This is a genomic window from Flavobacterium davisii, from assembly GCF_042182265.1.
In the GTDB taxonomy this organism is placed as follows: domain Bacteria; phylum Bacteroidota; class Bacteroidia; order Flavobacteriales; family Flavobacteriaceae; genus Flavobacterium; species Flavobacterium davisii.
Genome location: NZ_CP097869.1, coordinates 3326394 through 3338305, shown reverse-complemented (window position 1 = coordinate 3338305; position 11912 = coordinate 3326394). Strand labels below are relative to the sequence as shown.

General features: G+C 31.3%; 7 protein-coding genes. 3 read left to right on the top strand and 4 right to left on the bottom strand.

The window, feature by feature from the left end; all coding sequences use genetic code 11:
• Positions 1-28: 28 nt before the first annotated feature.
• The gene (locus tag NAB20_RS14285) at positions 29-4342 is read right to left on the bottom strand and encodes a choice-of-anchor L domain-containing protein (protein ID WP_375605280.1); all 4314 of its coding nucleotides are present in this window, start codon (positions 4340-4342) and stop codon (positions 29-31) included.
• A 200-nt stretch (positions 4343-4542) separates the two neighbouring features.
• Here NAB20_RS14285 and argS point away from each other — a divergent pair, with 200 nt between their 5' ends.
• On the top strand, positions 4543-6321 hold the full coding sequence (argS, locus tag NAB20_RS14280) for an arginine--tRNA ligase (protein ID WP_105196068.1): 1779 nt from the start codon (positions 4543-4545) through the stop codon (positions 6319-6321).
• A 46-nt stretch (positions 6322-6367) separates the two neighbouring features.
• Here the strand turns inward: argS and NAB20_RS14275 are convergent, their stop codons facing one another.
• From NAB20_RS14275 to NAB20_RS14265, 3 genes are all read right to left on the bottom strand, one after another.
• The gene (locus NAB20_RS14275) at positions 6368-6901 is read right to left on the bottom strand and encodes a hypothetical protein (RefSeq protein WP_375605279.1); all 534 of its coding nucleotides are present in this window, start codon (positions 6899-6901) and stop codon (positions 6368-6370) included.
• Between the two features lie 112 nt (positions 6902-7013).
• Positions 7014-9005 carry an excinuclease ABC subunit UvrB gene (uvrB, locus tag NAB20_RS14270; RefSeq protein ID WP_088393929.1) on the bottom strand — a complete coding sequence of 664 codons (1992 nt, stop codon included), beginning with the start codon at positions 9003-9005 and terminating at the stop codon, positions 7014-7016.
• Positions 9006-9097: 92 nt separating this feature from the next.
• Complete coding sequence (locus tag NAB20_RS14265) at positions 9098-9760, bottom strand: thiamine diphosphokinase (RefSeq protein ID WP_375605278.1); 663 nt, start codon at positions 9758-9760, stop codon at positions 9098-9100.
• Between the two features lie 119 nt (positions 9761-9879).
• Here NAB20_RS14265 and NAB20_RS14260 point away from each other — a divergent pair, with 119 nt between their 5' ends.
• Together NAB20_RS14260 and NAB20_RS14255 are read left to right on the top strand one after the other, a co-directional pair.
• Entirely contained in the window at positions 9880-10716 is an 837-nt protein-coding gene (locus tag NAB20_RS14260) for an EcoRI family type II restriction endonuclease (RefSeq protein WP_375605277.1), read from the top strand.
• Positions 10717-10728: 12 nt separating this feature from the next.
• Positions 10729-11730 (top strand): adenine-specific methyltransferase EcoRI family protein, encoded by a 1002-nt coding sequence (locus NAB20_RS14255; protein WP_375605276.1) that lies wholly within the window; start codon positions 10729-10731, stop codon positions 11728-11730.
• Positions 11731-11912 lie beyond the last annotated feature (182 nt).

The following is an 11912-nucleotide window of genomic DNA, read 5'->3' as shown; positions in this document are numbered from 1 at the left end:
TCCCGAAAAATTTTTCGGGATTGAAATATTATCTTTTTAAACTAAAATGAGATTTGAAAATTTTTGTACTATTCTTTTCATTATATTCAACTGTAAACCAATAATCATCAGCAGGTAGAGGAATGCCTTCAGATGTTCCGTCCCATCCTTTTGAATTGGGTGAAAAACGTTGGATTAATTTTTCATAACGATCAAAAATTTGAATAGAGGCGGTAGGGTTGCTTTTTAGTAAATCAGGAATGTTCCAATAATCATTATAACCATCACCATTGGGAGTGAAAAATTTTGGATGATTTATAATTGATATTATAATAGGAGCAGGGCTACAATGTCCTAAATTGTCTTTAGACGCAATAGAATGTTCCCCTGAGCTTACATTATAAAAAATATTACTATCTTGATAATTGCCATTGTCTAATTGATAACTATAATTATTTGAACCATTACCTAAAACAGTAACTTTAATAAACGAAGGTATCTCAAAAGCATCGCTATACTCTAAAACAAGATAAGGTTTGTATTTAGTTACTTTTGTTATGTAATTTTTTGTACAATTAGTAGTAGTATTGGTTATCATTACAGAATAATTGCCGTCTTGCGAAACTGTGATAGAAGGAGTTTTAGCTGTTAAAGGAGTATTGTTATAAAACCATTTAAATTGATGATTGTTTAAAGATAAACCTGTATTTAAAACTGCTTGGTTGTATAAAGTACCCGTTGCATAATCCTCACAAATAATATATTCTGGTTGTAAACTAGATTTGGGTAATGGTTCTATAATTAATTTTATTTCATTACTTACATCAAAACAAGAGTTAAGTTTACTACTTGATAATCTGGCCCAAATGGATTGGTTAAAAGGGGTGTCATTGATATATTTTATATTAAGAGGTGTTGCATTTAAATCATTTGCTTCATTGAAACTTCTAAAATAATCTACTTTTAAATCATGGGTTGAAGTTACATTTCCTAAAACGGAGCTATTAATTGTGCTTAAATCAAATTGATAGATACCATCAAAAGGATCTTGGAAATCATCACAAATAGAAGGAGTCGTAATGTTTTTAGGGGCGACAGGTTGAGGTATTATCGTTAGTTTAAAACTCTTTTCATCTATACATTTAAGCTTGTTATTTGTACTGGTATATACATATATAGGACTTATAAAATTTGAAGAGGTATAGGTTGTTCCTGCTGGAATAATTTTACCAGGATGAGGTAATTCAGGATGAGCAGGATCCATTGGACTATCATAATATAACATATTCAAGGGAAGGGAAGGAAGGGTATATGAATTACAAACCAGTAGATCCTTTTGTGTAGGAACTTCTAAACTGTCAAAAGTTATAGTAAAAGAACTTTGGCTATAACAATTAGATACTACAGGATTTTGCGCATATATATAGATGGTTTTTATTCGAGTTGTCTGTTCTATTCCAGGTCTAAGATCGCCACTATCTATAGTTAAACTAGTTATAAGATTTTGACCATTAGGATCTTCATAATAACGACCATTGGTTAAGGGGGTTAAATCATATTTAAAACAAGTAATTTGATCCCCTCGTACATCAATGGTAGGTTTATTAAAAATGGTTATTATCCAAGGAACTTCGTTAAAACATTTAGGCGTTAGAGTATTAGGAGCTGTGGTAGATTCTTTGTAAATCCAAAGAGTGGTAGAGGCTTTTATTTCATTATTAGGGAATAATTCAGTGTTACCTAGTGTATTAGGTCCGCCTTGTAAGGTAAAATACCTTCCGCCCTGACTTTCGATTGGTAAAATATAACTTATACAAGATTTTGCTTCTTCAGGACTTGTTAAAGAAGGTTGATGAAAATTTATAGAGAAAGAAGTATTATAAGTACAACTAGCCCCTTCAATATAATGATAAATAGTTGTATTTTGAGTGATTGTTTTTGGCGTTTTTATCAGGTTTCCACCTCCATTAGGAGCATCCCTAAATTCACCCATAATAGGTGGGGTTAGAGTATAAAAACTATTACAAGAATCAATATTTTTTAGTCCAATATCTCCTATAAAAACCCAAAAATCAGTAATGTTTGAACGGCAATTATTATTGATAGCGTAAGTATATACATGAGTTGTTTTATTAATAGGAAAAATAAGTGAACTATATGTACCAGTTGAGCTGTCATACGTGTAGTAATCTGCTGTTCCAACATCTGTAATTAAGACAGGTAAGTTGGTAATGGGGAGGCAACTAAATAAGTTTGTAAAGGTATTGTTGATTGTTGGGCTTTTTGAAATATTAATTTTAAAACTGGTTGTAATAGGAGGACAATTAGGATTTGAAAATACATAATTTACATATAAAGTCGTTTCTCCAATTGTGGTAATACTAGTGCCAGGGAGTATTTGTTGTGTTAATGCACTATCTAAAAAATAGTTTGATCCAGGAATACGAGGATTAGGTATAATATAATTATCGCAACTTGTTAATGTTTTAGGTACTAATTGATTAGATTTTACAACATGTACAGTAAAAGAACTTTCTACATAACAATCGCTCAGGTTACCGCTGCTAATATACTGATATACTAAGGTTCCATCTACTGTTATGTTAGTTCCTGCAGGCCAATTAATACCTGTTTGATTAGGACCAGACCAATATTGAGCTCCGTTAGGCTGCTCTGGTAAAGTGTATTGGATACAAACATATTGATCTTTTATGATTTCTAATGTAGGTCGTGGAATGACGATTATTTTAAATGATTCAGAAACAAAACAAGTTGTGTCTGTTTTTACAAATAATTTAATGTAAATAGTGTTATTACTAGTTGTAAATGATACGTTAGGATCTATTGGAGCATCGCTAAAGTCAGGTTGTAAGTGATAATCTATTTGGTAAATAGCGTTAGGTAGTCCATTAAGTAAGCTATTTGTAAGAGTTTTGAACTCTTGTGCTGAAATAGATGTTTGTCCACTTCCAGAAGTGTTTTCACATTTTGTAATATCGGCAGGTTTGATTAACGAAGGAGTGGGAGTCAGTTGTAAATCAAAAGATTTTGTATTATAACAACCGTTTGTATTTTGAACTCTTGTCCAAATAGTTTTGGGAAATGTATTAGCTATAACATTGTAATTAGTACTAATAGAATTAGTGTTTTGTTGAGCATCTACTAATGTTTCATGAAAACTAATGGATAGAGCTCCTGTTGGATTTAATAAAGATTGATTAAAGCTGAGATCAAAATCATAACGATTTGAATTCGTATTGCATTTATATAAGTCTTTAGGATTTACACTAGAGGGAGCGTTTTGATAACTAATTTTAATTTCATCCTGTCCAGCAATACAAGGAGTTGACTTTATATAATAAATCAGACGGTAAGTTCCAGCTTGATTGAGGGGTAAGTTGGGTGAGTTAGATCCCATAAGATTATTGTTGCGATCTCTCCATTCAAAATCATATAGTGAGCTATCTAATCCTGATTGTAATATATAGGGCTCGTTAATACCATTATTAGTACATAAGGTTAGATCAGGGCCTAAAGGAGAAGTATTCAGAACAAAATTTGCTCGACCTAAAAAAATAGCTGAATCATCACTGGTTACATTTCGATCAGCAATAACAATTTTAAGATGATAAGTAGCCCCTTTTATCAAGTTGTTTTTACTAGCTGTTAATAAGACCGTTTGGCCATTATAATTAGTAGGAGAAATATTTGTACTGATTCCCCCATTAAAACTACCAAAAAAAGTTGGATTAGCTGAGCTACAACTAGAATTATACAAATTATCACGTATAGTTTCTACCGAAATAGGAAGTTTTGTGTTAGGTACTAGAGCTAGATTTTCTACCGTTCCATCAGGATGGGTTAGTAGTATAGCAATTCCATCATACGTATTGCATTGATAAGTACCATATTCTTCAGAGCTGAATATAAAAGGAAGCTGAATATGAGAGCTTAATGAGGTAAAGTCAAATTCTAATTTTGTAGCATTAAGAAAGATAGCAGGAAAAGCAGGGTCAGTTGTAAATACAGAAGTCAAATCACTATCACCTGGCCATGTATCGATTCCATCTTGTAATCTTGATGTGTTGGGACCTATAGATTTTAAGGCATTTCCTGTACTCAAAATGATACCTTCGCTAATAGGAAAAGCAGGATTTGTGTTTTTAAAATAACCAATGCCATTTGTGGATCCGTAGTTCGTTCCTGTAGAACTCTTGACATTAGAAACATTTATACAGACTGATTGGGTTAATGTGTTACGTACTAAATCATCAGGAGTTCGATTTGTTTCAACTGAAATAAATTGTGCATGAGAGTAAAAGTCTATAAAAAAGACCAATAAAAGTAGGTATCTTTTAATCATGGTGCAGTTTTTAAAAAATGAGACGACAAACTTATATTAAATATAGGAAAAAACTGATTAAAATGAACATAAATTCATTTTATAACCTTCAATTTACTTAGAGACTATTTTTTTAAATACTTCGAAATACTACTTGTTATATAAATTTAGTGAATTTCTATTTAAATAGTATCTTTGTATACTTTAAAAAATGATTAATTATGACATTACAACAAATTCTTACGGAAAAAATAAAGATTGCGGTTATGCAATTGTTTGAGGTTTCACTTGATAAAGTAGAATTTCAGGCTACCCGTAGGGAATTTGAAGGAGATATCACCATGGTCGTTTTTCCTATATTAAAATTAATAAAAGGGAATCCTGTGGAAATAGGAAGTAAGATAGGTGATTATTTAGTTCAAAACGTAGCCGAGATTGAAAAATTTAATGTGGTACAAGGGTTCTTAAACCTAGTCGTTACCGATCGTTATTATGTAGATTTTTTTAATACAGCTAGAACAATTGAACAATTTGGTTTTAAAACACCTATAGAAGGAGACAGGGCTATGATGGTAGAGTATTCTTCGCCTAATACCAACAAACCTTTGCATTTAGGACATATTCGTAATAATTTATTAGGATATGCAGTAGCCGAAATAATAAAAGCATCAGGAAAAAAAGTTTATAAAACACAAATTATAAACGATCGCGGTATTCATATTTGCAAATCTATGCTAGCGTGGCAAAAAGAAGGGAAGGATCAAACACCAGAATCAACAGGCTTAAAAGGCGATAAATTAGTGGGACATTTTTATGTTGAATTTGATAAACAATATAAAAATGAAATAAAAGAGCTAATAGCAGCGGGGCATACTGAAGAAGAAGCAAAAAAAATAGCACCATCTATTTTAGAAGCACAGGAAATGCTTCGCAAATGGGAAGCGGGTGATGCCGAGGTAGTTGCCCTTTGGAAAAAAATGAATCAATGGGTATACGATGGTTTTAGTGTTACCTATAAAAATTTAGGAGTTGATTTTGATTCGTATTATTATGAAAGTAATACCTATCTATTAGGTAAAGATGTTATAGAAGAAGGATTACAAAAAGGGGTTTTCTATAAAAAAGAAGACGGATCTGTTTGGATTGATTTAACGGCTGAAGGATTAGACGAAAAATTAGTTTTACGTGCCGATGGGACATCTGTTTATATAACACAAGATATAGGAACAGCTATTCAACGTGTAAAAGATAATCCAGATGTAGGAGGAATGGTTTATACTGTAGGAAATGAACAAGATTATCATTTTAAAGTGCTGTTTTTAATTCTTAAAAAATTAGGATTTGATTGGGCAGAGCAGTTATATCATCTTTCTTACGGTATGGTAGAATTACCTTCAGGCAAAATGAAATCACGTGAAGGAACCGTAGTAGACGCAGATGATTTAATGGCAGAAATGACATCTACAGCCCAATCTATTTCAGAAGAATTAGGGAAATTAGAAGGTTATACGGATCAGGAAAAGACAGATTTATACAAAGTAATAGGTCTAGGAGCTCTTAAATACTATATGTTAAAGGTAGATCCTAAAAAAACAATGATGTTTAATCCTGAAGAATCTGTTGATTTTAATGGAAATACAGGGCCATTTATTCAGTATACCTATGCACGTATACAATCTATCCTAAGAAAGGCAGATTTTGATTACTCAGCCAATGTTAATCTAGAAGAATTACAAGAAAAAGAAAAAGAATTAATCAAACAAATTGCTTTATTTCCAGAAATCATTCAAAATGCTGCCATTAATCATAGTCCAGCATTAGTAGCTAATTATACGTATGATTTAGTTAAAGAATTTAATTCTTTTTATCAGAATGTATCTATTTTAGGGGAAGAAAACGTAGATAAAAAAGTTTTTAGAGTCCAGCTAGCTAAATTGGTAGGAGATATAATTCGATTAGCATTTAGTCTGTTAGGAATCCAAGTGCCTGAAAGAATGTAATAAAAAAAGTAGGCGGCTCTTTTAAATTTTTAGAACCGCCTATTTTTTAAAAACGATAACGAGCACTTACGCCTATATTAGGTCCAAATCCTCTATCGGTTATGTCTTTGTATTCAGAACTTATATAAAGCTCGGGTCTTATATCTACTGCCACTCTTAATGGAAAATCAAAGTTGTATTCAACTCCTCCGTTGGCCGCTACAATTAAATACACGCCACTTTTGTCCTCATATCGACCATTATTTACGCTGTAATAGGAAGAAGTGTTCCAAGAACCTATTCCTGCTCCAGGTCCAACAAACCATTTAAATCCATTTTGTATGTCAAAAACCCAATGGTACAATGCTGTTAGTTTTATTTCACGTTGATCATAACTATATCCTCCATATCTTGAGTATCCTTGATTTTTGAATCCCAAATTAGCCTCTATTCTATTCTCTTTAGATAGGTCTCTTTGAAAAGTAACTTCAGCTCCAAAACCATTGTTCTCATTAAGACGTATCCCTATAGCATTATCTTGAGCTATGCCTGTAGCCGTAATGCCCAATAAGGTGATGAATGTTAAATTTTTTTTTTTCATTTCATAATTTTTAGTTAGTTAACGGTATTAAATTAATAAATATTGTTTAAAAAACAGATAATACGCAAAAAAGAAACGTAATATAACCATTAAATTGTAAATAAATAAAAAATCAGTTTAACTTTTCTTGTAAAGCTTTTATTTCGTCACGTAATTTAGCAGCTTGCATAAAATCTAAATCCTTAGCGGCTTTTTCCATAGCTTTTCGTTTTTCACGAATACGTTTTTCTATTGCAGGTTTAGCCAAATATTCTGTCTCAGGTTCTGCGGCTTTAGAAATAGAATTGTTATAATGATAATTGTTTTCAAGATTTTTTGATAAGTGATTTTCAATAGACTTATTCAATGCTTTTGGAACTAAATTGTGAGTCGTGTTAAAATTAATTTGTTTTTCACGACGATAATTCGTTTCGTCAATTGTACGTTGCATAGAATCGGTTATCTTATCAGCATACATAATGGCTTTGCCATTAATATTACGAGCAGCACGTCCTACAGTTTGTGTTAAAGAACGACGGCTGCGTAGGAATCCTTCTTTATCTGCATCTAAAATGGCCACTAAAGAAACCTCTGGTAAATCCAAACCTTCACGAAGTAAGTTAACACCAATGAGCACATCAAATAAACCTTTACGTAAGTCCTGCATGATTTCTACTCGTTCTAATGTATCTACATCTGAATGTATATAGCGACAACGTATCGAAACTTTGGTTAAATATTTGGTTAATTCTTCCGCCATACGTTTGGTTAAAGTCGTAACTAAAACACGTTCATCTGCTTCACAACGTTGCTGTATTTCCTCAATTAAATCGTCTATTTGATTGGCACTAGGACGCACTTCGATGATAGGATCTAATAAGCCAGTTGGGCGAATAACCTGTTCTACGTAAATTCCTTCTGATTTTTGTAATTCATAATCAGCGGGTGTAGCTGATACATAAATTACCTGATTTTGTAATGCTTCAAATTCTTCAAATTTAAGCGGACGATTATCTAATGCAGCAGGTAATCTAAAACCATATTCAACTAAGTTTTCTTTTCTACTTCTATCTCCTCCATACATAGCATGTACTTGTGAAATAGTTACGTGACTTTCATCTACCACCATTAAGAAATCATCTGGGAAATAGTCTAATAAGCAAAATGGACGAGTACCCGCTTCACGACCGTCTAAATATCTAGAATAATTTTCAATTCCTGAACAATAACCTAACTCACGTATCATTTCAAGATCAAAATTAGTTCGTTCTTCTAAACGTTTTGCTTCTAAATGTTTTCCTATTTCTTTAAAATAGTCTACTTGTTTAACTAAATCTTGTTGGATATTCCAAATGGCGTTTTGTAATACATCTGGTGAAGTTACAAACATGTTAGCAGGGTAAATGTTTAGTTTTTCATAACGCTCTATTACTTTAGATGTTTTTACATCAAAAGCTTCTATTTCCTCTATTTCATCGCCAAAAAAATGAATTCTAAAAGGATCATCGGCATACCCAGGAAAGACCTCAACAGTATCCCCTTTTATTCTAAAATTACCAGGATTAAAATCAGCCTCGGTACGAGCGTATAAACTTTGAACTAAACGATGTAAAAATTTAGTCCTTGATATTTCTTGGTTTCTTTCTATTGAAATGACATTTTTTTGAAATTCAACAGGATTGCCTATACCATATAAACAGGAAACAGATGCTACCACTAAAACATCTCTACGTCCCGAAAGTAATGCAGAAGTAGTGCTTAAACGAAGTTTTTCTAATTCGTCATTAATTGATAAATCTTTTTCTATATAAGTACCCGTTACAGGAATATAAGCTTCTGGTTGATAATAATCATAGTAAGAAACAAAGTATTGTACCGAATTATTCGGAAAAAATTGTTTAAACTCTGAATATAATTGAGCGGCTAATGTTTTATTATGAGCTAGTACCAACGTAGGGCGTTGTACTTCTTGTACTACATTGGCTACTGTAAAAGTTTTACCCGATCCTGTTACACCTAATAAAGTTTGATATTTTTCATCATTTTGAATTCCCTCGGCTAATTTTTTTATAGCTTGAGGTTGATCTCCCATGGGAGCAAAATTAGATACAACTTGAAATTTCATTTAATACTAAAATTTAAGAGCGTAAAGTTAAAATTTTTATTTATGCTATTAACTACATAAATAGCGTCTATTTTTATGCTTATGGCGATATGCTAGTCAAAAGATTCTATTAATAATAAATGGCCTTCCTTATGTTCAATTGATACGATGCCATCTTGTGTCACAAAATTACTACTGCCCGTTCGTAAACCTAATGTTAAGGTGTCATCATTTAGAGCGTAAAATAAATTTTTAGAAGAAATCCCCTTAACTTCTCCTATTGGAATTAATGAAATGATACTTCCTTTAGTGTACCATTTTTCAAATTTTGGAGGAAGTAAATGTATTTTTGAATAATCATCTAAAATTACAATTTTCAATTCCTCTTTATAACGAGCAATACTCGTAATATTAGTGAAGGTATGGTCTGCTCGTTTACCTGTAGCCCAAACGACATTGACCGCTTGATGTCCTTTACTTATCAAATAATCAAACGCTTTTTCCAAATCTGTTTTATTTTGATCAGGAGTATGAATAATTTCAAGAGGATATTGTTTCTCTTTATAAGAATCAGCGTTAAAATTTCTGTCAAAATCACCTAATAAAACATCTACTTTTATGTCCAAATTTAAAACCCTTTCTATAGCTGAATCCAATACAATTACAAAAGGGGACCATTCCAATAGTTGATCTAATAATACACGTGAGCATTCTGCTCCATTGGCAATGATTAGAGCAGGTTCTTGGTCGTCTCGGACGATATGATGTGAAGACATTTTTTTTGTGTAAAAATAAAAAAGAGGGTTTAATAATAGGGCAACTACTAGCTAAAAAATAAGTATTAACTATAAATTATTACCTTTGTGACTAGAAATACTTGAAGTAAAATTAGAAAATGGCAAAAAAAAACCAATCAAAGAGATTGACCGATCAACACAAACGATCTCAAGGTGTAGTTGGTATATTTGGAAACGAAGCAAAATTACACGATATTAAGGTTGGTCAAATATCACATATTGTTACGAAACAGCTAAAAGAGGAATATCCTCAATTAACTTTTCGTTATAGAAAGAGCGTCAAAAAAGAAGAAATAAATGAGGCCCTAAAAAAAGTAGATAAAGATTTAGGCCAGACCCTTTTTGTATCAAATTCAAGTATAAAACCCGATGGAGGTATAATTGAAGTAAAAGACGATAATGGCAATTGGAGAATTGTTTTGGTTTCGGAAGCGAAACATCAAGGAAAAGATATAGAAAACATTATAGCTGGAAAGTTAGTTGGAAAATTGAACAATCAAGACCTAATGTCTGCTGGGAATGCAATAGAAAGATCCTATAAAAATATATCTGAAATAGGGAATTTTATGTTATCTGAATCTCATTTTCCTTATGTTTTATTTTTGGAAGGTTCTAATTTTCTAACAGAAACAATTTCGATAGAAAGACCTGATGGAAGAATTGTGACTTTAGAATATAATTCTGGGAAATTGAATAGATTAGACAGGCTAACTTCAGCAAATTATGGAATGCCTATTAACATGAATTTATGTAAAAATAGATTTGTTAAACATAAAGATAAAACGATTATGCTTCAAGCAACTTCAATCTATGCACAAGGAAAAGGAGAAAAATGGAATGCTAAAATGATGTTAGCTATTATGATTGAGATTTCTAAAACTTCTCTTCAGGTTTTAGGTAGCGATTTGTTTAAGCAGATAACCGAAAATAAATAGAGAGATTGACAAATGGCACGAAATGCAACAAATAAATTACTTCAAAAAGCAAAAAAAACAAAAAGTGATGAGTTTTATACCCAGCTTTCCGATATAGAAAGTGAATTACAACACTATAGAAATCATTTTAAAAATAAAGTCGTTTACTGTAATTGTGATGACCCTACAATTAGTAATTTTTTTAAGTACTTTGCTTTAAATTTTAAGGAATTAGGACTTAAAAAATTAATCGCATCTTGCTATAAAGAACAAAAAATAAATTTGTTCAATTCTTATAAAACAGAAAACGGTTTTTTTTATGAATATACAGGAGATGATAAAGAAAATAGCATGCCAACTTCAAAAGATATTGTCTATTTTAACGGGGATGGAGATTTTCGTAGTTCAGAAAGTATTGAATTACTAAAACAATCCGATATAGTTGTGACTAATCCTCCATTTTCTTTATTTAGAGAGTTTGTAGCTCAATTAGTTAAATATAAAAAAGATTTTTTAATAATAGGTAATATTAATGCTATTACATATAAAGAAATATTTAGATTAATCAAGGAAAATAAAGCGTGGTTGGGAATAAATTTAGGTAGGGGGGTTTCAGGTTTTATAGTGCCAAAACATTATGAACTTTATGGAACAGAAACTCAAGTAGATAATTTAGGTAATCGAATAGTTTCGCCAAATAATTGTTTATGGCTAACAAATTTGGATACCTCCAAGCGACATGAAGACATTGAACTTGTAAAAAAATATTATGGTTACGAATCGGATTATCCTAAATATGATAACTATGATGGAATTAATGTAGATAAAACCCAGAACATTCCAATGGACTACGATGGATTTATGGGAGTACCTATAACATTTTTGCATAAATTTAATCCTGACCAATTTGAAATAATCAAATTTAGAAAAGGGAATGATGAAAAAGATTTATCAATTAATGGGAAATGTCCATATTTTAGGATCATAATTACAAATAAAAGAATAAAAAAGTTACCACAGAAAGGAGATAGGTAATACTATTGTAAAATAGAGAATAGTAGATAAGGTAAAAAAGAAAAACCTTTTTATTTTATTAACTTTTCTATTATTTTTAAAACTGTTCAAAAAATAACACATTAACATTTAGTGTTTTACGTTTACTAAAGTAAAAGGAATAACATTATGATTCAATTAAGATTAACAGTTTTCCTTTTAAG

What these genes read in the sequence shown, in the direction of transcription:
- NAB20_RS14285 (WP_375605280.1), bottom strand. Translation starts at nt 4,342, where the DNA reads ATGATTAAAAGATACCTACTTTTATTGGTCTTTTTTATAGACTTTTAC.
- argS (WP_105196068.1), top strand. Translation starts at nt 4,543, where the DNA reads ATGACATTACAACAAATTCTTACGGAAAAAATAAAGATTGCGGTTATG.
- NAB20_RS14275 (WP_375605279.1), bottom strand. Translation starts at nt 6,901, where the DNA reads ATGAAAAAAAAAAATTTAACATTCATCACCTTATTGGGCATTACGGCT.
- uvrB (WP_088393929.1), bottom strand. Translation starts at nt 9,005, where the DNA reads ATGAAATTTCAAGTTGTATCTAATTTTGCTCCCATGGGAGATCAACCT.
- NAB20_RS14265 (WP_375605278.1), bottom strand. Translation starts at nt 9,760, where the DNA reads ATGTCTTCACATCATATCGTCCGAGACGACCAAGAACCTGCTCTAATC.
- NAB20_RS14260 (WP_375605277.1), top strand. Translation starts at nt 9,880, where the DNA reads ATGGCAAAAAAAAACCAATCAAAGAGATTGACCGATCAACACAAACGA.
- NAB20_RS14255 (WP_375605276.1), top strand. Translation starts at nt 10,729, where the DNA reads ATGGCACGAAATGCAACAAATAAATTACTTCAAAAAGCAAAAAAAACA.